The organism is Salinirubellus litoreus, from assembly GCF_037335815.1.
Taxonomy (GTDB): Archaea; Halobacteriota; Halobacteria; order Halobacteriales; family Haloarculaceae; genus Salinirubellus; species Salinirubellus litoreus.
The window spans coordinates 4238352-4262877 of sequence record NZ_CP147841.1; the positions used below are offsets into that span (position 1 = coordinate 4238352).

The 24526-nt window shown below is 64.5% G+C and carries 13 protein-coding genes and 2 pseudogenes; 6 read left to right on the plus strand and 9 right to left on the minus strand.

Translation table 11 applies throughout. The annotated features are described in order from the left end of the window. Positions 1-7: 7 nt before the first annotated feature. A complete protein-coding gene (locus WDJ58_RS21200) occupies positions 8-181 on the minus strand; it encodes a hypothetical protein (RefSeq protein WP_338915303.1) in 174 nt (57 codons plus the stop codon). 93 nt (positions 182-274) lie between these two features. Here WDJ58_RS21200 and WDJ58_RS26415 point away from each other — a divergent pair. After that, positions 275-392 (plus strand): annotated as a pseudogene (locus WDJ58_RS26415) (IS5/IS1182 family transposase); the annotation flags it as partial. A 125-nt stretch (positions 393-517) separates the two neighbouring features. On the opposite strand, the gene WDJ58_RS21205 reads toward WDJ58_RS26415, so the two are convergent. From WDJ58_RS21205 to WDJ58_RS21240, 8 genes and pseudogenes are all read right to left on the minus strand, one after another. Then, positions 518-793, minus strand: coding sequence for a hypothetical protein (locus WDJ58_RS21205; RefSeq protein ID WP_338915304.1), 276 nt, complete (start codon positions 791-793; stop codon positions 518-520). Then, positions 790-1884 carry an SPFH domain-containing protein gene (locus WDJ58_RS21210; RefSeq protein WP_338915306.1) on the minus strand — a complete coding sequence of 365 codons (1095 nt, stop codon included), beginning with the start codon at positions 1882-1884 and terminating at the stop codon, positions 790-792. The genes WDJ58_RS21205 and WDJ58_RS21210 overlap by 4 nt, the downstream gene beginning before the upstream one ends. A 155-nt stretch (positions 1885-2039) precedes the next feature. Next, a complete protein-coding gene (locus tag WDJ58_RS21215) occupies positions 2040-3437 on the minus strand; it encodes an FAD-binding oxidoreductase (protein ID WP_380661413.1) in 1398 nt (465 codons plus the stop codon). Positions 3438-4633: 1196 nt separating this feature from the next. Continuing rightward, positions 4634-5026, minus strand: a complete 393-nt coding sequence (locus tag WDJ58_RS21220) for a cupin domain-containing protein (RefSeq protein ID WP_338915308.1) — start codon at positions 5024-5026, stop codon at positions 4634-4636. 306 nt (positions 5027-5332) lie between these two features. Next, positions 5333-5611, minus strand: a complete 279-nt coding sequence (locus WDJ58_RS21225) for a hypothetical protein (RefSeq protein WP_338915309.1) — start codon at positions 5609-5611, stop codon at positions 5333-5335. A gap of 1399 nt (positions 5612-7010) precedes the next feature. Beyond that, positions 7011-7145, minus strand: a pseudogene (locus WDJ58_RS21230) (IS6 family transposase); the annotation flags it as partial. A gap of 303 nt (positions 7146-7448) precedes the next feature. Next, complete coding sequence (locus tag WDJ58_RS21235) at positions 7449-9638, minus strand: lamin tail domain-containing protein (RefSeq protein ID WP_338915310.1); 2190 nt, start codon at positions 9636-9638, stop codon at positions 7449-7451. Further along, positions 9635-17218 carry a hypothetical protein gene (locus WDJ58_RS21240; protein WP_338917908.1) on the minus strand — a complete coding sequence of 2528 codons (7584 nt, stop codon included), beginning with the start codon at positions 17216-17218 and terminating at the stop codon, positions 9635-9637. The genes WDJ58_RS21235 and WDJ58_RS21240 overlap by 4 nt, the downstream gene beginning before the upstream one ends. On the opposite strand from WDJ58_RS21240, the gene WDJ58_RS21245 reads away from it, so the two are divergent. From WDJ58_RS21245 to WDJ58_RS21265, 5 genes are all read left to right on the plus strand, one after another. Continuing rightward, on the plus strand, positions 17205-18260 hold the full coding sequence (locus WDJ58_RS21245; RefSeq protein ID WP_380661664.1) for a hypothetical protein: 1056 nt from the start codon (positions 17205-17207) through the stop codon (positions 18258-18260). The genes WDJ58_RS21240 and WDJ58_RS21245 overlap by 14 nt on opposite strands. Positions 18261-18271: 11 nt before the next feature. After that, positions 18272-19375, plus strand: coding sequence for a hypothetical protein (locus tag WDJ58_RS21250; protein WP_380661416.1), 1104 nt, complete (start codon positions 18272-18274; stop codon positions 19373-19375). Beyond that, positions 19372-21768: a transferase gene (locus WDJ58_RS21255; RefSeq protein WP_338915312.1), complete on the plus strand. Its 2397-nt coding sequence runs from the start codon at positions 19372-19374 to the stop codon at positions 21766-21768. The genes WDJ58_RS21250 and WDJ58_RS21255 overlap by 4 nt, the downstream gene beginning before the upstream one ends. A 202-nt stretch (positions 21769-21970) precedes the next feature. Then, the gene (locus WDJ58_RS21260) at positions 21971-22912 is read left to right on the plus strand and encodes a nucleoside hydrolase (RefSeq protein ID WP_338915313.1); all 942 of its coding nucleotides are present in this window, start codon (positions 21971-21973) and stop codon (positions 22910-22912) included. A 126-nt stretch (positions 22913-23038) separates the two neighbouring features. Next, entirely contained in the window at positions 23039-24400 is a 1362-nt protein-coding gene (locus WDJ58_RS21265; protein ID WP_338915314.1) for a restriction endonuclease, read from the plus strand. The last annotated feature ends 126 nt before the right edge of the window (positions 24401-24526 follow it).

Genomic DNA, 24526 nt, shown 5'->3' on the forward strand with positions numbered 1-24526 from the left:
CGAGGTATTACTCTTCGGTGCGTTTTCGGAGTTTGTCGATCCGGGATTCGACGTCCTCGATCGCCTCTCGCACGTCTTCCCGGGCCTCAGCACCTGCGTCCTTCGACTCGTCGAACTCCTTGCGTACGTGTTCGACCGCGTTCTCGACGCGCTCGAATCGATCTTTCTTTTTGTCGTTCATCGCAGTAGAGCGTTCGGGACAGTTGAACAAAACACGCTTCATTTTCACAGCACATGGATTTGTGATTAACCGAGTGACCGGAGGGTCAGACGCCACCTGCTGACGCAGGCGGTCGTGTCGATTGTGCCGTACGATCCACGAAACACGGATGACTCGCTCGATATAGACTACCGTGCCGAGAAACGTATCAACGAGTACAGCGCCACCGTGGGTCTCCGGCAACAACAGCTCGGAGCGACGTATTCACACCGCCAACGGGTCGAAACGCCAGCAGGTGATCGTACGTATCCATCTCGATTCAGCGGGGGATCCCCGCCGTCGACGGCGCGGCGGCGATCACACGCTGGTGACGGACTCGTTCATGAACCTGAACGCCATTTCCTTCGCCGTCTCCAGGTCGGCGGCGGTTCCAAAGTCGCCGCCCTGCCCCGAGTGATGTACGTCGTATTCCCAGACGTTCTCCCCGTCGATGACCTCGGTGATGTACACTGCGTTCCTGGTGTGGTCCTGGCGATAGAGAACCGTGGTGTACTCCCGGCCCATGAATTCGTCGTGTATCGTCCGCTCGGTTTCCAGCACCCACCCTTCCGGGAGATTCCGTTCAGACGTCATGCTCCGTCACCAGCATGGCCGGCACTCCCGGTGTTCGGGGTCCCGTCCTTGACCGCCTTGGCCTGTTGTTCTAGCTCCTCGATATCCATCTCGGCGGCCTGGTCGATTTCGCCGAGGATCTCCTTGATGTCGTCGAGCCCGACGAGCTCGCGCGTCTCGGCGTCGAACTGTAGACTCTCTAGCTGATGTCCGTTGGCCGCCACGTCGCTCCCCGTGAGGTGCTTGCCGTAGCGACCCACCAGCGAGGTGAGTTCCTGCGGGAGGACGAACGTCGTCGACTCCCCCTGACCGATAGCCTCGAGCGTATCCATCCCTTTGTCGATGATCGCGCGTTCGCCCATCGACTCCGCGGATTTCGCGCGCAGCACCGTCGAGATCGCGTCGCCCTGTGCCTCGAGGATCTGGCTCTGTTTTTCCCCCTGCGCTCGAATGATGTTCGACTGCTTGTCCCCTTCGGCTTTCTCGACTGCACTCCGGCGTTCCCCCTGTGCTTCGAGGATCGTGGCCCGGCGTCTCCGCTCCGCGCCGGTCTGCTGTTCCATCGCGCGCTGCACCTCCTGGCTGGGGTTGACCTCTCGAACCTCGACCGACTCGACGCGGATCCCCCATTCGTCGGTGGGTTCGTCCAGTTCCTTGCGGATGCGAGCGTTGATCTCCTGACGCTTGTTCAGCGTGTCGTCCAGTTCCATGTCGCCGATTACTGCACGGAGCGTGGTCTGGGCGAGGTTCGAGACTGCCGTCTTGTAGTCCTCAACCTCGAGGAACGCCTTCTTCGCATCCATCACACGGAGATAGACGACCGCATCCGCCGTCACGGGGGAGTTGTCCCGCGTGATCGCCTCCTGCCGGGGCACGTCCATCGTCTGGGTACGCATGTCGAACGTGTACGTGCGCGAGACGAACGGCGGGACGAAGTTGATGCCCGGCTCGAGCAAGCCACGATACTCGCCGAACACGGTGAGCACCTGTTTATCGTAGGCGTCGACGAACCGGACTATCTGCCAGATCGTCACCACTGCCAGTACCAGTACGAACAGGCCAACTATCGGGAATACAGGAGCGGCGATCTGCAGGAGGACCGACTCATACATATGCTCCATATACGTTCCGGGACTGTATCAAAGGACGATATTTTCACACACACCCGATTTTTCATTATGTGGGTGACTCGATCGAGAGCACCCGTACCGATCCGATCAGGGCGTGCTCGGAAGACGAATCCGGAACGTGTCCTCCGGAGATTCGCCTACATCGTCGGTTCGACGTTGTGGTTGAGTCGGAACAGGTTCTCCGGGTCCCACTCGTTTTTGACCTCGACCAGCCGGTCGTAGTTCTCGCCGTAGGCAGCCTGCTGATCACCTACCGCCTCGGGCACGAAATTGGCGTAGACGCCGCCGGTCGCGTGGGGAGCCATCGCCTCGTGCATCTCCCGTGCCCACGCGAGACACTCCTCGTCCTGCTCGGAGTCCTTCCACTGCGTGTGAAGAACCATCGTGAACTCGAAGTTCCGGTGGGGGTAGGCCGTCGCGTCGACGGGTTTCTCGTTCATCGCTCCGCCGAGGTGTGGAATGGCGATCTCCGTCTCCGGGGTCGGGATCGTCTTCCCGTACTCTATGAACGTCTCTATCATCCCGTCGGTCATCTCGTCGAAGTTGTGGGACTTCCAGTAGTGTCGGTTTCCGGCCGGGGCCAGCCCGTCGAACGCCTGTTGCCAGCCGGTGTAGGGGTGGGGACCGACCGCGTCGGCGATGGGGTCACCGACGTCACGGATCGGCTGAAGTACCTCTTCTCCCTCCTCCATATCGCCGGCGTAGAACGTCGCCAGGATGACGACCTTCCGGCCGTGCCACTCCTCGGGGAGGAACGGCAGTGGGGGTGCGTGCCGGATGACGCACCAGACCGTCGCATCGTTGGGTGCACCGGCGGCGAAGTCACGATATCCCGAAAGGACCGCCTCAGCGTCGTCGAACGGATGGACGATCGGTCCGGACAGCACGGTCGGACCGACCTCGTGTAACTGGAACTCGAAGGAGGTGACGATCCCGAAGTTCCCGCCGCCGCCTCGTATCCCCCAGAAGAGATCCTCGTTCTGATCCTCGCTCGCGTGGACCAGTTCGCCGTCCGCGGTGACGACATCGGCCGAGATGAGATTGTCGACGGTCAATCCGTACTTCCGTGAGAGCCACCCCCACCCGCCGCCGAGCGTCAGCCCGGCAATGCCGGTCGTAGAGTTGTATCCCACGGGCGTGGCGAGCCCGAATTGCTGGGTCTCGTGGTCCAGTTCGTTGAGCACCACTCCCGGTTCGACGCGGGCAGTCTTCGCGTCCGGGTCGACCCGTACCGATTTCATCGGCGAGAGGTCGATCATGAGCGCGTCGTCTTCGACGGCCCTGCCGGCGATGTTATGGCCACCGCCTTTCACCGAGATGGGGAGATCCTGCTCTTTCGCGAAGGTCACCGCGTCGATGACATCAGAGGCGCCAGCACACTGAGCGATCAGTGCCGGGTGTTTGTCGATCAGCGCGTTCCACACCGACCGTGCCTCCTCATAGCCCTCGTCGTCCGGCTGGAGGAGCGCGCCCCGGAGTTTTCCTGCGAATTCGGCCACAGTTCCGTCAGTTGTTGTCGGAGTTTCTAATGACATGTAAATCTCACATTCGCGTCGTACTACGCGGGCCGCCCCGTGAAGGTGTGACATTTTCACACGAAGATCCTGTTAGGACTAACTGAGTGAACGACAACGAACGAGACAGCGTGATCCGACCGTCCGTCACTGCCATTCGAGTCCCTGCGGGTTCCGTGGTGGCGAGAGGGGACTCCTCGGGGGATGGGAAACCGGATCCGGGTCGTTGTACGCACAAGGTGCACGCTGTTTATCCGACCAAGGGTGTCGAGGTTAGGGGGTCGCATTGTTGAGCGCGGCGAACGAGGCGAGCCACGATCCGGTCAAGCTGGTGGTGCCGTAGTGGGGAACTCGGTGCCAGTGGCGCCTGGTTCGGTATTTGAAGACCCCGAACCAGGCCTCGATGAGTGAGCCCGGTATGGCGGAGGAACCATATAGTAGTCAGCAGAAATTTTCACAGGTCACGAGGTCAGCGGGCCGGTTTACGGCACGAATCGCCCCGTCTGACCACACAGTGAACAACGACGTCTGGTGACTACTATATCTCGCCGGCCACCAGGTCAAGGTAACAGGGGAAAACCGACACCCGAACTGGAAAACCTGCTCGATTGGCGCTGCAGCCTCAATTTGTGCTTGAGCATGGGCATACATGTCCACCCCCTTACCTAACCGAACAACGCACTCGCCGTCAGCTCGGCCTGCTCCGCCCGTAGAAAAATTGTCGACCGACTTGTTGACGAGGCGCTACATCCTGACAATCCGTTCACCGATCGGCTCTAGGTTCTCCTCGAACTCGTGGACAGTGGTGTTATCGGAAAAGAATCGCATAAACCGAGCGGTCTCCCTGCCGGTATTGCGGAAGCCGTGCGGTTCCATAGCCGAAATCGCGCCATCTCGCCTGCGGTGAGTTCGCCGGTCGCGTCCCCAACCCAGGCCCTATCCTGTCAATTTTAGATTATATATGAGTTCTTCTGCGCTGTCGGTGTGTGGGTTCCCAGTTCCTTTCCCGGAGCGATCTCGGCGTAGACGACACTGTGTCCGCCCGCTAGTTCTAGTCCAGTTGTCACCGTAAACGCCGGTTTGAACGGGGCGTTGACGCCTAACTCCGTATCCGAGTTCGCTTGCGTTAACTCGAGAAGTTAGAGGTCTTCGAACCGTATCGTTGTCAGACCCGTGTTTTCTTGGTCTGTTGCATTGGCTTCACTTTTCCCGAGAGTTTACGCGCTCTCTTCCATTTTGTTCCGCATGTGATTGATGACTTCCCCGTGTTCGTGGTGAGGACTAAACATAACGACGTCGGTGTCCTCCTCGGCCCGGACAGTATGCCCCGGCGGCCAATAGTACATATCGCCGCTCTCGTCTACTTCTTCGCTGCCGTCGGTGTAGGTGACGGTCAGCTCGCCGCTTATCACGTATCCCCAGTGAGGCGACTGGCAGTGGTCGTTTTCCAGTCCCTGGAGGAGTGCTGTGATATCCGTGCCCTGCTTAAGTGAGAAATATTCTGCGGCGAGGTCTCCATAGCCGGATGCATCACCGAAGTCCCCTTGGTGGCGAGCGACAGCGGGTAGGCTGTCGATCTCGGCTGGGATGTCTTCTTTAGCTACTTTCATTGGTTCACCTGTATCCGCAGCTACGCGAGGGACCCATGTGAATTAATACCATTTTAACGCCAGGGTTATGTTACGAGGATCCGGGTGAACCACGACGGAGAGAAGAGATCGGGTGCTGTACGCGCCCTGTATTCAGCACGATCGCTGAAGACTATCACTGACCGAGGGCTTCAACAAGGCCGAACAGAACATTCTCGTAGCAGACGCATCTGCCAGATACGCGCCTTGTATCTGGCACAGCCGTTCTGGCAGGCGTGAGAGAGTACAGTTATCGAATGTACGGATCCGATTGCTAACCTCTATAGCTCAGTTCGTGTCGACGCCCCTTCGGAAGACGGACGCGTGTTCGGGATCGAGTTGCTCGACGGCGAACGCGAACCACTGGTAGTCGAAGACCTCGTCGGGAGCTTCCGACCACACCGGTGAGGGGTGGACCTCGGGATCGTACTCTTCGATCCGCCATTCCAGGAGCGCGATCCAGGCCGTCTTCTCCTCGTGCGTGATCGGCGGTAACCCGTTCTCGAATACCGTCGCCGGATTCACCTCCTCGCCCACCGCTCCGTTTCGCCGATCCGGTCGGCTCACGGCTCACCCCCGCCTGTCAGGGCGCTCCCGATCGAGTGGGACGTGTAGGGAACCCTTGATGATCCTTCGAGCTGCTCGGGGCGGAAGCACGGCATATCCGCTGGAGTTCGTCCAGCATAACAAACCGTGAGGATCGTTCCGTTTGTTTCACTCTGTTTCGTGTCAAAACAGATTGGGAGCGTCACTAAGTGGCGACTCCGGCGTATCGAGCGGGATGCGGGAGAACGGGACTCCACGGAATCGCCGCTCGGTGCCCCCGATGACCCTCCGGTTCTCGTCGATCCGTACACGGAGCAGTCCGATCCAGTCCCTCCACTCGGATGACGCTCTCTTCCCTGGAGGGACTCGACCACTAGAACGACGAGCGGAACGTGGCCGAGATCCCGACGAACTGGCCCTTAGGCTTCCCATACTCCCGGTAGTTCCCCTATATACTTGGGGTTCACACCCGCCTTCACCACCCGGGGCGCGGGATCAAATACTCCCCCTCGATCTCGGGCCCCACCTCTCCGTTATCCAGTCGCCGTGCAGCCCATTTCTGCTCCGCCGACACACACTCGGCGAAGCAACGTCGGTGTCACTCTGTAGTGTCGACCGCAGGCCGGTCTGCGCGGGAGCGGCTCTCCAGGTCGAGGGCGCAGCCTGGATCGGAACCCCACGCGAACGCGCGAGTCCAACCCTTTCACGACTGAGGCCGGCTGTTCGGCTCCTGCCACGCTTGGCTTCCACGTAAGGTCTTCCCGTCCGCTCGCACGGCTTGAACGTACGCGCACGCCGTGAGCCACCGCGAGCACCGTCGCCGCGCCGGCCCCCTCTCGGCCGACGACGCCAGCAACCGCCGGGCGAGGCCCGAGCTACCGGGGAGGACCGGCGAGACGGCAACTCGGCGTCGTCGACGGGCTATCCTGGGAACCAGGCACACGATTATGCGGGCGTGAGGTCTCGGAAGCACGGGATACCCCAACTAACGACGGTGGACGCACGCGATACGGACAGATGAAGGAGGCATCTGCCCGATGAGAGGGGCAGCGTGAACCGGTCCGCCCGATCGTGACAGCAGCGTCAGCCTCCTCTCCCCTTCGAGGCCGAGCGTGCCGACGCGATCGGGCCGATCAGGGTGTGCGAACCGGCTCTGAGGAGGCCCCCTCGGGACGAAGGACGGTGGAGTTGGTCATAATACGTTTGCATCGCACTCGAGCCTCATTATGAGGCGTCCGGGGGCTCTCCGAGAGTGAGGCGGTGTCGGAACGGCGGCCCGCCGAGCGTCGCGTATACGGCCATCTCGGCGTCTCGAGTTCCTCGTTCTCCTCCAGCTCGGTCTCGAGCTCCTCCCGGACGCGGTCGCGGTCCTCGCGGAGTGATTCGAACCGCTCTTCGCGCCGCTGGATCTGACGGTTTTGGTATTCGAAAGCGATAGATGAGCGAGGTAGAGCCGCATACCCACTTCGATCGTCGAATCAGGAGTCCGCTCTCGCTCCACAAACTCCAGATCGATCCAGTCACTACACCGGTTGAGGCGGTCGGCTTCGGGCATAGGGCACTCAGAGATCTACCGCCCATCCGTATCTTAACACGACCTGAACGGTGTGGGACCTGGATACCAGGTTCGGCCATAGCCCTTCCGACGCCAACAGCTTCGAGGCAGGTTCGAACCACGTATTCGCGATCGATCCGTTCCTCGACGGCTCGATCGAGAGAGCGCCGACGAACCAGCACCCGAACCCCCGGGAGTTCGACCGTGCCGGAATCGAAAAGGACCGAAGCGATCCGTTCGCAGCGTTCGGCGTCACGGAAATGATTGGAAGCTATCGAACGTCGTCCTTCGGCTCGACGGCCGTCAGATCGAGGGATCCTCGAGGACGTCGAACCGTAGCCCACTGGCGGCGTCTCCCCGGCCCGGACGCGCCCTCCGTCCGGCCCAGAGGTACCCCCTCCCGTCGGTCCATCGAGCGTACTGGTACCGCCGCTCGATCTCCCGGCCCCCGCCCGGTAGTTCCTCCTCGTGGAGTCGCAGGTCCGCTTGCCCCGGGGGAACGAGGAGTTTCCCGATCGGCCGCGGGAGGTGTTCGGGATCGAGCCCGAGCGTGCTCGCGTCGAGGAGGATGGATCTGACGAGCCGGTAGTCCTCACCGTCGGCCAGTTCCATCGTGAAGGGGAACCAGTAGTCGGGGACGTCGGTCGCGAGTCGCCAGTCCGGGTGGGTCGGGTCCGGCGTCCCGAAGAGGTGCTTCACGACGACGCGGCCGTCCGCGTCCCGGACGGTCAGGGACGCCGTGTCCGGTCCGCTCCACACCGACGCCGAGCGGCCGGCCGAGCGGGCGTCCGGATCGTCGGCCGGCCCGGTGTAGAGCCGGAGCGTCCCGCCAGGGCCGAGTACGGTCGCCTCGAACGTGTACACGGGCTCGGGGGTAGCGCCCTGGCCGCTCGACTCGCGCTCCACGACGAGCCCGGTGACGTCGAGGCGGTCGTCGCCCGCGTTGGAGAACTCGACGAACTCCGCCGCCGGATCGGCGTCGGGACGGACGGCCCGGACGGTGAGCCGGGGACGACGGAACTCGGTCCGGTCGACCGGCCGACCTGCCGGTCCCTCGGCGAGCTCCTCGATGCCGAAGGCGAGGTTCGCGAGTTCGTCGCGAGCCAGGACGACCCGTTCGGCGGGCTCGCCGTCGAGTGTCCCCGCGAGCGTCGGCGGGAGGAACAGCCCGGGTCTGCCGGGGAGGTCGAACCCGAACAGGTTCCACCCGTCGACGGGGGCGCTCGGCTCCGGCCCGGGAGCTCCGGATCTGGGGAACTCGACCGCCGGGACGGCATCCTCGGGGACGCCGAACGTATCCGTCACCGTCAGCGAGGTGATCCGGTTCAGCGTCCCGACCTCGGTCTCGAGGGGGAACTGGAACCAGTCGTTCCCGAACCCGGCGGCGAACTCGACGAGGACCAGCTGTGGGAGGCCGTGACCGTCCACCGCGATGTCGTCCAGCGAGACGCCGGCATCCTCCAGTTCCCACCATCGAGTGCTCGGCATCCCGGGGAACTTCACCTGCGTCGGGACCGTCCGGACGGTCTCGGTGGTCGTCCGCTCGGCGGCTTCGGCGTCGTCGGATCCGGACGCAGCCGATCCCGAGCCCCCGTCCCCGAGTGTCGCACCCGGTACCACGGAGAAGGCGTCCCAGTCGAGGTGGCCACCCTCGTACTCGCGAGCCTCGAAGACGGTCTCCGAGTCGCCCGCCCCGGTCGACGCCCGGAACCGGTACTCCATCCGGTCGGGAACCCACGCGGATCCCGACTCGGACGTCGGTTCGGCGTACAGGGCGTGGTACCAGTCGACGTACCGGGCGACCGCTCGACGGAACTTCCCGTTCGCCGCCCCGCCGTCGGGGAGCGGAAGCGCCGACTCGTCGGTTACCTCCCAGTCCCCGCCGGGTGCGACCGTCCGCACGTCCCGGACCGACGCCTCGATGGCGTCGTAGACCGCCCGACCGTCGAGTACGCGGCCGCCGTCTCCCGTCTCACCCCCGCTCGTACCGGTCATCACCTCGAAGTACCGCCGGGAGCGGGCGTCCATGTGCGCCTCCGGTACGGCCAGTCGGAGGCGTTCCGGGAAGTCCGTCGCCGTGAGTTCCTTCGCCGGCCCGGGGTAGTCCCCGAGGGCGAGCAGACGCAGGAAGTGGAGTCCGGCCTCCGCGGCGAGGCGACCGTTCGGACGCCCGGCCTCGGCGAGGACGGGCTCCCGCTCGACGAGCGGTTCGAGCGGGCCGCCGTCGTAGTCGATGGCCGTCGATGTGGGAGTATCGGCGTCGTCGCCGAGCAGTTCGACCCCGGCGAGTTCGTCGCGGGTGACCGTCACCTCGACGCCGATCGGGCTCCCGGCGTCCTCCCCCTGGAACTCGCGGAGCTGCCACTGCCGGCCCAGCATCCAGAGGGGGTCGTGTATCTCCGCCCGGAGTTCGCTCGCCGGCGATCCGTCCGTCCTCGTGAAGTCCTTCCTGGCACGCGGTTCGACCTGCCGCCAGTACGTGTTCGTCGTCATTGATCGTCCTCTTCGTCCTCTTCGTCCTCTTCGTTCTCCCCCGGGTTGGGTTCGGCACTCGGCGCCGGGGTCGGCCGCGGCCACTCCCGGGGGTCAGCGTACGTCGGCGCACGTCGCGTCTCCTCTGGACCGGAGCCGAACGGGAGGTAGAGCGCCGGCACCAGCCCCCCGCCGCTTCCCGACTCGCGGAGGTCGCCGACGTCGACCGCACGGAGGGAGACGAACCGCCGGGTCTCGTCGATGACCGCACCGAGGTCGACCAGCGACCACTCGCCGTCCTCCGGCGGGACGGCGAGGAGTATCGACTGTGGGGGGCGTGCGCCCGGGTCGTCGTAGTTCAGCGCGACGCCGGTCGTCTCCGTCGCCGCCGGGACCGCCTCGACCCACTCGTCGACGAAGACGCCGGTGACCCTGCTCCCGGCGCCGAACGGATCGAGGTCCCCGTTCTCGTCGGGGTTCTCGGGTGTGGAGCCGAACTGCGCCAGGATCGACAGCGTTCCCGGTGTGGGCGTCACCCCCTCGACGCCCGCGCCGACCCAGGTGTCGTCCTCCCGGTGGGGCAGCTGGGCGACGCGGAGCCGGCGGTGGAGCCGCCCGGTCAGCGCCTCCGCGTAGGAGTACGCCTCGCGGAAGTCGGCCGGGCGCTCGCGCACCTGTGCGATCCGGTGGAGGAACGTCTCCGGGGCGAGTTCCGCCCCCTCCGGCAGCAGGCCCCGGTTCCGGAAACTCGCCCCGAGTTCTGGACCGTTCGTCGGGACGAACGACGGGAGCGCGACGAAGCTGTCGCCGAAGATCGCCTCGAGGCGGGCGACGAGCGCCTCGACCCGCTCGGGGGAGGGGTTCGTGTCCATCGTCTCGAGCTGGTCGTCGAGTGCTACCAGTCCTTCCCGCCGCGCGGCGATGCGAGCCCGCACGGCGCGGGTCTGCTCGACGAGCGCCGACTCGTCCGACGGGTCGCCACCCGAGGGCGACTGTGGCGTGCTCCCGTAGACGCCGAACGCGGACGCCCGGACGAGCCGGGTCCGGACCGTCTCGAGCATCCCCCGGCGGAACGCCTCGTCCGGCTGTACGCCGGTTCGTATCGCGCCGATCCGTCGGCGCTCCGTCCGGAACACCTCGGTCCCGCTGGCGACGGCGTCGTTCCAGGTCGCCACGTAGCTCCCGGATCCGCCGCCACCGCCGGCAGACGACGCCCGGATAACGCCAGCCAGCGCACGTAGCTCGCTGGCGACCGCCTGTAGACGTTTACGTCGCTCCGCTTTCCCAACCGTAACCGTCCCCTCCGCCCCACCACCCGCACCGTCGTCCGCCGTCGCTCCTGCTTCCGGTGGGAATCCGGCCGGCTCGGGAGCGAAGAGCTCGTAGAGGACCGGTTGCGCGTCGAGTCCGTCCGCGAGTGCCAGCACTCGATCGGCGAGCGCGTCGGTGTCGGTCACGAGTTCCGGGTGATAGAGCCACTTGAGGACGTCCCGCATCAGACCGTCGGGCCGATCGACCGTCTCGCCGAGATACCGGACGAGCCACGCGGGGGCCTCGAGGAGGCGCTCGAGGTGCTCGGCGACCGATCCACCGATGCCCGAGACCGCCGCACCGGACGCCGGTGCGTACTCGAGCGGGGTCCCGGGGGTGACGACGTCGAGGAGCCCCGGGTCGTCGGCTACGCGGTGCAGTCGGGTCCTGAGCTTCCAGGCGTCCCCGGTCTGCCGGTACCACGTCCGGAGGTCGTCGACGGCCGGTGAGTCGCCCGTGACGGTGAGGGCATCCCGGAGACCGACCCGCTCGACGGGGTCGACGGTCGCCTCGACCACCGACTCGAGCCCCTCCACGTCGGTCGATTCGAGTCCGACGAGTGCCTCGACGGCGGTCCTGTCCGTCTCCGAGAAGGCGTTGTCCTCGGCGGTCATCCGGCCGAACTCGGCCCTGACCGTGGCCCAGTCGACCGCCGCGACGGCCTCCCCCAGGGCCGCGGCTGACCCGGACGCGTCCGTATCGAAGGCGTCGCCGTGCTTCGACAGCCAGAGGAGCACGGAGAGCGGGCGGAGCGCGTCACCGAGGCGTTCGACGAGGTCCTCTCCCTCGGCGGTCGCATCGGCCGCTCCGACCCGACCGTGCCGGCTGTAGAGCACCTCGGGATCGCCCTTCAGTCGGGCTACGACGGTGAACCGGGCCCCGGGTTCGACGGTGCTGAAGTCGAACGTCGCGGAGAACTCGCCGTCGGCGTCGGCGGTGACCTGACCCTCGGGAGCGAGTTCGAACCAATCCGTCCCGGTCGTCCCCCAGACGGAGACGTCGATCGGTTTCTCGCTCACCAGTTGCCGGCGCAGCAGGTTGTAGTCCTCCGGGTCGAACACGGGATCGATGCCCCCGCCGGGGAGGACGACCCCGAAGTTGTTGGGCAGCCCGGGGTCCCTGATCCGTCCGGTTCCGGCCCCGCCAGTCCCGCCACCTCCGACGTTGATCCCCCCTCGGATACCACCGCTACCCGACGGATCACCCGGGCTACCGAGCCACCCTCCCGCCAGCCCACCGATCCCGGATGGGCCACCCAGGCCGCCGAGAGCCCCCCCGACGCTTCCCGGGGTTCCGGATCCGGGGTCGTCGTCGGGGTCGGACTCACCATCCGCCTCGTCGAGGACGGCGATCGGCTCCCCCAGTCTCCCGGTGATGATCTGTTCGGCTTCGGGGCGAACGACGGGGCCGTCGATCGGCTCCGGGTCGTCTCCCGTGAGCCGAATCGCGTCGGCCAGTGCACCGAACGCGCCGAACGGCTCCGCTCCCGAGTCGAGCTCCTCGAGGACCGACATCACCGCTTCGAGTGACGCCTCCTCGGCGAACGCCCTGGCGCTCGTGACTAGCAGATCGACCTGGGTCGTGAGGGGAACGGGGTCGGATTCGGACGTGAGGCCCAGATCGAGCGAGCGAGCGTACGTTCCGATCCGGTCGGCGACGCTCGCCAGGTTCCGGTCGCGCCACCACTCGGCCATCACGGGCTGAGGGAGCATTTCGGCCCGTCCCGCCACGCGGAGGGGCCGGTCGACACCCCCGACGACGGTTCGCCACGCCGGCACCCGTTCGGACGACGGTTCCGGGGTCGGCTCGCCGGTGGCAGTCGACGGGTCCGTCTCCTCGACTGTCGTCTCGTCCGCCCCGGGGATCGGCGGATCGAGGAGTTCCAGTCTGTTCTCGAGAGCCTCGGCGACCTCAGCGAGGGAAGTGGACGCCTTGTCACCGCGCCTCTCGAGGTCCGCTATCGTTTCCTCGTCCCAGCCCGGTTCGCTCCCGTCGGAGGGGTGCGAGAGGTCGTCCGCGCGCAGGGGCCGGGACGCGAGCACGAGCGCCCGCAGGCTCCGGGCGTGTTCGAGGAGGTCGGCGACGCTCGCCGTCGCCGGCGGCGAGAACTTGCGGAGCGAGAGCGCCAGGGTCGCGTCCGACGGCACGCCGTCGGGGCGAGCCCGGACGAACCGATAGGTCAACCGCTGTTCGAGCTCGGCCTGTTCGGCCTCTCCGTCGCCGGAGAGCGCGAGGAAGTCGAGCGGGCAGAGACCGAGTTCGTCGAGCGTCATCGCGGTCTCCTGCGTCCGGTCGACCGCCGTCTCCGACCCCTCCGTCTCACTCTCCTCGCCGGCCGGCGTCGTCTCCGTCCACCGGTACTCGACCCGACAGCCGACGCGGTCGAACGGGACGAGCAGGTCCTCGAGCCACGCGTTCAGCGCCGGCTCGGCGGCGGCTCGCGGTCGCACCTCGCCGTCCGTGCCCTCCGTACCGGCCTCGGTAGCGGGGTCAAGCACGACACACTGCCGGTGGCTGACGTTCGTCTCGGTCCGGGGGGTGTCGACCACCGTGGGCTCGGGGAACACCTCGCCACGCGCGAGCGCCGCGACCGAGCCGCCGGCCCGATCGAAGTTCCCCTGCCCCAGCTGGTGGACGCTCTCGGCCAGCAGGAGGTCACCCACCGCGTCGACCGAGTCGCGGAGCTCCGCGACGATACCGCTGATAGCCGTGAGCGCGGCCGTGTCGGGGGGCGTTACCCCGTCCGGGAGCGGGAGGAAGCGATAGCCCCCCTCCTGCTCGGGCCCCCTTCCGTTCCAGTCCGTCTCTTCCCAGTTTCGGACGCTATCCCACGCACGAAGCAGACGGTACCCGTCGACGACGTCGCTCATCGCCGACTGCGCGGCACGCTCCTCGTACTGTGTTAGATTCGCCGGATCGTCCGGTAGGACAGCCCGCTCCACGGACGGGAACTTCACGCGGAACGCGTGTTTGTACTGCATGAGATCCACCGCACCTTCGCCGGTCGCTACCGTTCGCTCGTGGAGTCGGCGCTCGAAGCGGTAACCGAGCAACTCGCCGAGGGGCTGTCCCTGTCGGACCCCGTCGATGATCCGCCGCGCCCGCCGCACCCGCTCCGCCGAGAGGTCGATCGCCAGCGGAGCGCCGTCCCTCTCCGGATCCCGGGCCTCGAACGCGCTCCGAAGCAGTGCCGCCGTCGTCGCCTGCTGTGGCGACGGCGTGTGGACGAACTCCGGCGTCGTGGCCACGTTCCCGTCCTTCGGGACGTCCCGCGAGAGGTCCTCGACGAACCCGTACGCGCCGACGTACAGCCCGGGCGGACCCGTCAGAATATCCAGCACCCCTGTATCGATCACGGCCGGGGTGTCGGAGGGCTCCCACCAGGCGGTCGCGTCGTCGAGGTCGACCGCCAGGGGTTCGTCGTTCCCGGTGAAGATGCTCCCACCGACGAGGATGTTTCCTCCGCCGGAAGTCGTGGAGCTGGACGGCTCCTCCTCACCCTCTTCCGCCGAGGCCGACGACCCGTCGTCCGGGTCGCCCGCCCAGTTCGGCGGGGCCGACGGCTCCGGGAGCTGCTGTCCCTGCCACGCCCGCAGCTCGTCGAGCCGTCGCGTCGCGAGCGAGGTCCACCACGCGTCGAGACGGTGGCTCGACACGTCGAGCGTCTCGAGGAACAGGTCCTCAAGTTCCGAGGGCTCCTTCCCGGCGAGGTACTCCAGGCTGGCGACGAACTCGCTGAGCCGGGGGTCGATCGAGTGCTCGTCGTACGTGACGGCGGCCTTCCTGAGCGCCTCCGCGTACGTATCGCCACCGAGATCGGGGTGCGATCTCGTGAGCGACGATGGCGCGTCGCCGAACAGCTCGTCGTAGATCGACTTCGCACTCTCGTGGCGGGCTATCTCCGGGCCGGCCTGCGGGAGGTCGTCGTGTCGGATGCCGAGCCGGAGTCGGGCACAGAGGAACTCCCAGAGGAGACCGAACAGGAGGAACGACCGGAGCGCGCTCCACGGGAAGCCGAAGTCACCGTACTCCTCGTACAGTTCTATCCGATGGGCGAAATACTCGTCCAACCGGGCCCGCTGGTTCGTTTGCTCTTGGTTGCCCCGCACCGACCGCTCACTGACGAGGAGTCGCTGTCTGAGGAACTTCCAGAGACCGTTGTACTCCTCCCGCTGAGCGGGATCGACGAACGCTCGCAGAACCTTCTCTCGACGCTCCTCTTCGTCTTCACTCTCGAACTCCTCACGGACTACTCCGTTCGGAATATCCGGCACGTCGACGAGCGAGAAGAGCCGTTCGACACCGTTCGGTTCCTCGTCGACGTCGCGGGCGAGCCCGACGAGGAGTTCCATGAAGCCTCCGACATCGTCGTCGACGAGGTCCGAGGGGTCGAGGATGCGCGTCCAGTCGTCCAGTACCCACGAGACACCGAACATGTCGGTAATCGTATCCGGCGGCCGTGCCGTCAGGTCGGTCACCGCGGGGTCGATACCGAGTTCGTCGAACTCGTCCGGAAGCGAGCCGTCTTCCGCCCCCAGTTCGAAGATAGTGCTCAGTCGGATATCCCTAGACCGCCCGGTCCGAGCGAGGACCTCGAGGAGTGTCTGGGCGGTCAACGTACCGCTACCGTCCCCCGCGTTCGACGTCCTGTCGCCGAAGGTGCTGCTCCCGGCGAGCGCGTCCTCCCATATCCCGGCGAACACACCGAGGTACTCGGTGATGACCTCCGAGACCGGTTTCGTGGGCTCCTCGTCCTCGGCAGTAGCGTCCTCCCGGTCCTCGGAATCCTCGGCGGTCGGCCCGTCGCCGCTCGTCGGTCCGCCGAGGAACCCGCCCGATCCGACGCTTATTCCGCTGCCCGTGCCCCGGGGATCCAGGGGACCCCCGCCGAGGCCGGATACGTCGTCTGGATCCAGAGCTGGAAGCTCGACCCCGTCGATGTCGGTCAGTTCGACCAGCGGGACCCTGGATGCGAGGAGCGTCGGGGCGTCGACTTCGGCCTCGACCAAGTCCGAGGCGGACACGCCGTGCCGGTAGAGCCGCCCGGGGCTGGCACCGGCGTTCAGTAGCGTCTCTATGGGCACCTCCTCGACAAGTTGATCCATCAACACTTCTTCGAAGAAGACCGCCTCGTCGACCGTCAGAACGCCGTTCCGGAGGTCGGCCACGAGGCCGTCCCGTATCGGAGTAGATCCTCTGCCGTCGGATGGCTCGTCCCGCGCGAGGACGGACATCGTCGGGAGCACCCCGTAGGGCTGTCTCCCGACTCGGATGGCCGAGTGGGGACCCCGTCCGCGGACGTACCGGACGAAGTGCTCGCGGAGTTCCTCGAACCGCTGTACGTGGGCACGGACCTCCGACTCGTCCTGCTCGCCGAGCGGGCCGTCGGTCAGGGACTTCGGGACGAGGATGTTCATCAGCGAGTACCCGACCGTCGCGGGCCACAGCGCGGAGTTCGCGTGGTGTGCGTCCGTCCCCTCGGTTCCGTCCGCGTGCGGGACGTGCTCGAACGGGTGGCTCCCCGAGGCCGGGGCCTCGTCGGTCTCGTCGGATCCACTGGGCCCCTCGTCCCCCGCGGTCCGGTCCGAGGTCGGCAGGAGACCGAAAACCTCTGCCAGTCGATCGCCGTCGGTCGGGATGGCCGGGTCGTCGACGCCGTTCGACGACCTCGCCCGGTTCGTGAACGGGGTGGGGAACCGGGATTCGACGAGTTCGGCGGCCTCCGCCCGGTCGGGGTTGGTCGGCGTCCCCTGGGGGAGGAAGGAGAACCCGTCGGTGTACTGGTGTGCGTCGAAGTGTCTCGTAACGGCGTCAAGTGTCTCGTCCGACCGCATCGAGGCCTTCACGCCGAAAACCGCGAGGCTCGAGAATCCCCTGGTGGGGTCGAATCCGGGGAACGCCGACTCGTCGAGGGGGATCCGGAGTGCCATCCCGACGTCCTCGGCCGTCCCGAAGTCGGTCATCCAGGCAGGGAAGGCGGAATCGGTTCCATCCTCTTCGTCTTCACCATCGTCCACGTCTCCGCTCGCCGACGACTCGCTGGGGGTTTCGATCGCCCCGTCTCGCTCTACGTCGGGTGCCACGAGGAGAGGATCGGCGACCGGGTTCTCGGCCGCGATCCGCCGCCGCCGAGTCCTGCGGTTCTCCCCCTCGCCGGTCTCCCACGTCAGTTCGGCGATCCAGCGGTCGGGAAGCATCGTCGCCCTGGCTGGTTTCGTCCACGAATCCGGCCTGAGCGGTGGATCCGAGAACTCGAGGACGGGGATCGAGTGGTTCCTGTCGCTGCTCACCGATGGGCTCGAACGACTCCAGAACGAACTCTTCGGAACACCTCTGCCAGAAGGATCGGGCACTCAGCGCGTGTTTGGCGCGCCCCCGTCCAGCGACGAACCCTGGCACAGCATCTACGAGGCGGTCGTTGCGGGCGAGGTCATGGTGTTCGCACTACTGATCCTCCTCCTCGCGGTCCAGGGGAGACACTTCGCCCGGATCTTCAACGTCAGCAGCGCCTACGAGACCCGTCGGGCGCAGCATTCGGCGTGGACGGGCGCTGTCCTCATCGTCGCGTGGTACTGGGTCGGCGTGCTGGCCCTCTATCTCGTCGAGGGGCTGACGATCGGTCTGTTACCGGATGCGAATCAGCTCGCGCTAGCACTACTCGAGATACTCCCAACTGCAGTGGACAACCCGGCGATCTCGCTCCTCATGGCCGGGCTCGGTGGGCTCGCGATGATCATCTTGGAGGCGTTGCTGTTCATCCGGGAGGTGCTCCTGTACGTCTACCTCTACGGGATGCCGTTCGGTATCGCCGTCGCCTTCGGGAACCTCCCGATCCTCTCGCGAGTCGCCCAACGCCTCTGTCTCCAGTTCGTGCCCCTGGCGGCGCTACCACTCCCCGCCGCGATCCTGCTGCGTGGATACGACCTGGTGTTCGTCGGCGAGCTGTCCCTGGTGCCGTCGACGCCGTTCTTGCAGTACGTCGTCGTGGTCTCGATGCCGGTGCTCGTACTGTACGTGGTGTGGAAAACGTTCAGTTACGCGAGCCCGATGACCGTCCAGGTCCTCGGCACGACGGCGAGAGCGGTCACGACACTCGGTGCGGTCGCCGGTGTGGGATACGTCGCGGGACCGTACGCCGCGACCACGGCCGCACGGTGGGGTGCCCGTGCGGGCGTTACGCAGGCTGCTACCCAGCGGGCGTTCGGGGATTCAGGTGCCGACTCTCCCGCCGACGGTGGCGGGACGAAACACGATAACGTCGCTGACGACGGGGGCGGGAACGGTGGTATTCCCGAGTACCGTCGTAGCGAGAACGATCCAGGTTACTACTGAGTACGCTACTGATGAGTCGAAATCACGAAGCTGCGACGAGGCGAATCATGAATGAACTCGGCGAGGAGAGTCGGATTCCCGTACTGAACGTCGAAGAGGGGGACATCGGCGTACTTCTGGGATTCCCCCTTGCCAGTCTCTTCGTCGCGAGTTTCACTGGTCTGGGATTTCTCGCTCTCCCGCTAGCCGCGGTCGGTCTCACGGTCGGAACTGCTGTGGTCTATGCATCCCCCTCGGAGCTGACGGCGTGGGCGTGGTTGCAGAACGTCTGCCGGTTCTACGTGAAGCGCCCCCGGGTGACCCACAGCCACCCACCGGAGAGTGACCATTCACCGACCGAGGGAGGTCTCGTCCAGTACACGCCGTTTACAGTCGATGAGCGGACCCAGGACTTGACGAACGTCGAACGAGCGTGGGCCGGGGGAGGCGTCATCGAGCGGCAGGACGGAACCATGGAGGCGTTCCTCGAGCTGCGACCGGCGAATATGGACTTCGCCATGTCCGGTGACTGGCAGGCGATCCAGGGGACGGCTCAGGAGTTCGCAAACACGGAGCTTGACTTCAGGCTGACGTTCCACGCGACGACGCGCTCGTTCCCCGTCGAACGCCTGGTCGAACAGCTCGAAAATCGGCTGACTGACCCGGATGTTCGAGGCAACGAGGCATTCCAGGATCTCATCCAGGAGTACCGAGAGCAGCGACCGGCCGACTTAGCCGAGTCGAATCAGCTCCACTACTATCTCGGTGTCGAGGTCGACAGACACGAGGTGTACAACCGCTTCGACCGGGAGAAGACGCCGGGCGAGCGGTTGACGGATTTCCCCGTGCTTGGCCCGCTACTCAGTCCGTTTCTCACCCGACAGGAGGATCTGACGGAGGCCGAGCTCCGTGAGGCGATGTTCGACGTGCTCGATAGTCGGATACGGACCGTCGAGTCGGAACTGATCGAGAAGGTGGCTGGATGGTCGACGCGTCGTCTCACCACGGTCGAGCTATTCACACTCGCGATGGAGTTCTGGAACGGAGAGGAACTCGACAGTGAGCGGGTCGAGAGAGTGATTGATCGGGAGCCGGCGGTCGGTCGTGGGCCTCGGGACGTCGGAGGGGATCCATGATGAGTGCCCTGCCGCTCGTGCTCGACCAGTTCCGGTCGGTTTCCACCCCCGGGATCGCTGTGATCGTGTCTATCGCTGCCCTCGCAGGGATGCTCGGGCCGGTCCTCCTGGTGCGTGTTACGCAGCCACAGCGTCCTCCGGACGGCACGGAGTCCAGCGAAGACGATCACGAGGGTGAACCGACGACTACCGAAAATGAGCAGGATACCAGCTCCTCATCGGAGGCTGATTCACGGGCGAAATCTGCAAACGAGACGAGTGCTACCCAGCACGGAGCGAATGAGATCCCTGATCGTGTCGACCGCCAAGGGAGCCAGGTGGACGATGACGAAGGCGACACCGCCGTTGAATCGAACCAACGGTTGGGTGGTGATGAACAGGAGAGAGAAAACGAGCATCGGATCGATCTCTCCGGGCTCCTCGGGAATGAGGACGAACCCTCGGCGGACCCCGAACAGGTTCCAGGGTCAGCGGCAGATACGGCCGACCCTGCCGAACCGGGGGAGTTCCAGCGCTCGCTTCTCGCCCCAGCAGCGATCGAGTGGGAGACGCGTGCCGCCCGAGTCGGCGAGCAGTGGACGACAACGCTGTACGTCGCAGGGTATCCGGATTACCCGAAGGACGGCTACCTGAGCGGGCTGTTCGAGCTGACCGACGTCGAGTTCGACCTCACCGTCCATCTGCGGCCGAAGAACCAGCGTCGAGCGAGAGACGAACTGCAGAACACGGCGGATGACCTGCAGGCCGAGGCGGATCTCGAACGGACCGTCCGTGGCACGTATCTGGAGGAACGAGCGGCCGAGGCAGCGTCGACGTACAAGGCCGTCGAGAACGGTCAGCGAGTTCTCTCGCAGGCGACGTACGTCACCGTCCGTGCGGATACGAAAGACGAGCTTCACGAGTCGGTCAAGAAGGTCCGTGCGGCGCTCCGTGAGCGACCTGCCGAACTTGAGCCGAAGACGGCGATCTGTACACAGGACCTCGCGCTTCAGTCTGCCGCCCCGGTCGGGCCGAACCCGCTCGGCCGGGAGGCGATCGCGCTGGGCGGAGCAGTCGGTGCGCTCCTCGCCTCACCGCACAATCCGACCGTCCTCGAGGAAGGTGGCGTCGAGTTCGGCATCCACCGCGATACGCACAGCCCGGTCGTGGTCGATCCGTTCGCCCGCGAGGACGGCTACGCGATGTTCACCGTCGGCGATCCGGGATCGGGCAAGTCGTTCAGCGCGAAACAGAACTTCCTTCGGACGCTCGAACAGGACGAAGATCGGATCGGAGTTATTCTCGAACCGCTGAACGACTGGGTTGGTGTCGCCGAGGCACTGGACGCCAAACGAATCACAGTCGGTGGCACGATGGGGTTGAATCCGCTCGAAATCAAGCCGACGTCCCAGCACGTCATCCAGACCCGGGCAGAGGACGCCAGTCCGCTCAAGGAGCGACGCGAGCGAGCGGTGAGCTTCTTTACGAACTTCTTTTCCCTCCGCAACGTCGACCTCGGCGACCGACGGACGACCCTCGAGCTCGCTATTGACGAGGCCTACGATCGCAAGGGCTTCACTGACGACATCTCGACCCACAGCCGTGAGAGCCCAACTGTCCGAGATGAGGTCCTCGGTGTCCTCGAAGACATCAGTGACGATCCGGAGCCATACACCGTACGATCGACGGCCGAGGGTGAGAAGCTCGCCGACGACGCGGTGTGGCTTCTCGATCAACTTCGGGCGTTCGCGGAGGGCGGCCAGTTCGAGAATCTCGGTCGCGAGAGCGAGTTCGACATCCGTGATGAGGATATCGTCTATCTCGACCTCGCACAGCGAGGCGGCAGTCTAGGTGGGCACACGAGCCTTCTGATGGAGCTGCTGATATCACTGGTCTATGAGCGCGCGAAGAAGTCCGAGAAGGAGGTCGTGTTCGTCATCGACGAGGCACGGTATCTGATGAAGGACGCCGAGACGCTCTCGTATCTCGAGACGATCTTCAGACATCATCGGCATCACGACCTCTCGATCCAGCTCATCACCCAGACCGTCGATGAGTTCTTCGAGCGTGATGTAGCCGAATTCATTCTCGACCAGTGCTCGATAAAGCAATTCCACAAGCTCGATGGCATGGACGAGACGTGGGCTAACGAGTTCGGCCTCAACCACGCTCAGATGCGGTTCGTCCAGAACGCGATGCCCGGCGACGAAGATCGAGGGTATTCACAGGCTCTCCTCGGAGTCGATGGCGAGTGGCGGGGAATCGAGGTCAAGGCTCTCGAGCAAGAGCAGGAGATCATCGACTTCGATCTGGAGACAAGAACGCCGTGGAGTACCAGCGCTTCAGCATCGCTCTCGGCCACTCCACACGATGGTGTTCGTTCTGAGCTCTCGGAGGTGCCAAACGACGACTGATGAGGAATCCCAAGTAGCCGATCGTCTGCTACTACTGTAGCAAGCCTGCCTTGAGTATCGAGCATCTCGAAATGAGGAAACCTCGTAGAGTACAGAGACAACTGCCGACGGGTGTGCTTCGCAGACGATCATTCTAGAAAGAGACTGGAGAGTTCTCCACTCCCCGTGGATTCTTTATGCGGTCTCGAGGTGAACTGGGCTCATGGGGTATACCGCACCGATTGGTTCAGATGGTCGACTCTCGGCTTCCGAACGGACAACACTCCTCGAACCGCCAGGCGGTGACGTTGAGATCGTCCTCGATACGGACACCTACAACGAGATCGACGATCAGTTCGCCATCGTCTACGCGCTCCTCTCTGAGTCGATCGACGTGCAGGCGGTCTACGCAGCACCGTTCGTAAATCAGCGATCCAGCGGTCCGGCAGACGGTATGAGGAAGAGCTACGACGAGATCATCCGACTGCTCGACCTGCTCGAGTACCCAGGCCCTTCTGAGATTACTTACAGAGGTGCGACCGAGTTCATGACGGATACCGGAGAGCCGGATGAGAACCCAGCAACGGAGGATCTGATTCGCCGAGTTCGCAAACAGGAGGACGGACCGCTCTATGTCGTCGCGATCGGCGCACCGACGAACGTCTCATCTGCGATCGAGCGGGCTCCGGAGATCATCGAAAACATGGTCGTCGTCTGGCTGGGCGGGCATCCGCTCTCCTGGCACACCGCGGATGAATTCAATCTCCGGCAGGATCTACACGCATCTCGCGTGCTCTTCGACAGCGGCGTCCCGCTGGTACTGGTCCCCTGCAAGAACGTCGCGGAGCACCTCCGAATGACAGTACCGGAGCTAGAGCATCACCTCTCCGGCCAGGGAGAGCTGAGCGACTATCTACTGGAGATCTTCACCGAGTACCGGCAAGCCGAGGACCGAGCCGTGTGGTCCAAGGAAATCTGGGATCTGGCACCGATCGCCTACCTTCTCGAGCACGACTGGATTCCGACTAACGTCGCCCACAGCCCTCATCTTTCGACAGGCCTCCGATACAGTCGCGACACGAGTCGCCATCTGATACGTGTCGCGAAGGACGTTCGTCGCGATCCTGTCTTCGACGACTTCGTTCGGAAGTTGACCACCCTATAGGGAGATAAATCCCCCTCGACAGCTACTTTCCAGACTCGACTCCAGAGGGAGAGAGATTCGGGGGCCTCTTCGGATGAGTCATGGGTCAACCTATTTGTATTCTGTCTCGAAGGGGGTGGTCAACGAATGGAACTGCTGGACGACCTCTCGGGATTTCAGTTCGAGGATCTGATGGAGGATGTCTTCCGGAAGCTCGGCTACGAGAACGTTCGACAGGCGGTCAAGACAGCCGACGAAGGCCGGGATATCATCATGGAAGAGGTCGTCGACGGTCGGCGTCGAGCGATTATCGTCGAGTGCAAGCACACCGATTCTGTCGGACGTCCGGTCGTTCAGAAGCTCCATTCCGCGATCGCTACGTTCGATTTCGACGGTCCGAAGCGGGGGATGGTCGTCACCACTGGACGCTTCACCTCCCCAGCGCGTGAATACGCGGATAGGCTCCGGAACAACGGTGATCCGTATTCGATCGAACTCCTCGATGGTACCGATCTTCGCGACCTGAGCGAGGATATCGGTCTCGACATCTATAACGGTCGAATCGAGGTCCTCTGTAACGAAACCCTTCGGCCGGTCGATCCGACTGCCGGTCGGGATGGGCCCGTCCTCGAAGCGTTTCGGTCGATCGAGAACCTCGACTCGAGGGACCTGCCTACCCCGTGGACGAGTGTGACGTTCGAACCCGTCCTCTCGATTACGGCCCGAACCGACGCGACGTTCGAGACTTCCGTCGGTGTCATCCATCAAATCAATCAACAGGACGCGTTTCTGCTCCATGCCGACCGCCAGCATCCACGAGTGGCGGACGGAGCGGTCGGTACTCTCGTTCAGGAGAACTTCTCACGGACTATCGATCTGGACGAACCTGCAATGGAAGAGATGTTCGACGAGGTCGATGTGAACCGATTCGGGCAGACGGAGACCGAGTACAAGGAGTGGGCCATCGATCGGCTCCGAGAGCATCACACTACGACGGTAGAGTACACGGGGGACAACAACGTCACCTACACGAAAGAGTGCACGCCGAATCTATCGGATGTCTCCGTCCAGTCGATCGAACCCGTGTATGTCCCCGAGGTCCGTTCGAGTACGAGTCTCGGGGAGTACTCATATCCATTCACGTACTACGCGGCCGGTCCCTCGCGAGTAACAGTCGAAGATGGCATCCACAGGTGTGTCCACTGCGATTCCGCTCAGGACGGGACCTGCACCTACTGTGAGAACTGTGGGAGCATCAACTGCAAGAAGCACATCAAGACTGAACGCCTCGAACAGGAGCCGGTCTGTACCGGCTGTGCTGTCACCGAGCGGTTCTTCCTGCGAACGAAGTACTTCTACGACGAGGAGAACCGCGACGAGTTCCGTGAGGAGTACGCCGCCATGCCAGCCTATGAGAAAGCAATGGAGAACCCACCACTGGTGGGAGGCTCGCTAGTCGGCGCTATTGCGGTCGTGCTGTTGCTCGCTATCCAATTCGGACTGCTCTGATCCTTCCGATCCCGATCGGTGCCAACCGTGCAAGTTCCGTCAGTAATGGGCTTCGAGAGGGTAGAGATACGCGGTTGCTTACAACAGCCGACAGCGTCAGCGGTGGGAGTTTGTAGCGGAGCACCA

Bases quoted from the DNA above. Each gene is read 5' to 3' on its own strand.
- WDJ58_RS21260 (WP_338915313.1), top strand. From the start codon at position 21,971: ATGGGGTATACCGCACCGATTGGTTCAGATGGTCGACTCTCGGCTTCC.
- WDJ58_RS21210 (WP_338915306.1), bottom strand. From the start codon at position 1,884: ATGTATGAGTCGGTCCTCCTGCAGATCGCCGCTCCTGTATTCCCGATA.
- WDJ58_RS21235 (WP_338915310.1), bottom strand. From the start codon at position 9,638: ATGACGACGAACACGTACTGGCGGCAGGTCGAACCGCGTGCCAGGAAG.
- WDJ58_RS21265 (WP_338915314.1), top strand. From the start codon at position 23,039: ATGGAACTGCTGGACGACCTCTCGGGATTTCAGTTCGAGGATCTGATG.
- WDJ58_RS21250 (WP_380661416.1), top strand. From the start codon at position 18,272: ATGAGTCGAAATCACGAAGCTGCGACGAGGCGAATCATGAATGAACTC.
- WDJ58_RS21205 (WP_338915304.1), bottom strand. From the start codon at position 793: ATGACGTCTGAACGGAATCTCCCGGAAGGGTGGGTGCTGGAAACCGAG.
- WDJ58_RS21200 (WP_338915303.1), bottom strand. From the start codon at position 181: ATGAACGACAAAAAGAAAGATCGATTCGAGCGCGTCGAGAACGCGGTC.
- WDJ58_RS21255 (WP_338915312.1), top strand. From the start codon at position 19,372: ATGATGAGTGCCCTGCCGCTCGTGCTCGACCAGTTCCGGTCGGTTTCC.
- WDJ58_RS21215 (WP_380661413.1), bottom strand. From the start codon at position 3,437: ATGTCATTAGAAACTCCGACAACAACTGACGGAACTGTGGCCGAATTC.
- WDJ58_RS21220 (WP_338915308.1), bottom strand. From the start codon at position 5,026: ATGAAAGTAGCTAAAGAAGACATCCCAGCCGAGATCGACAGCCTACCC.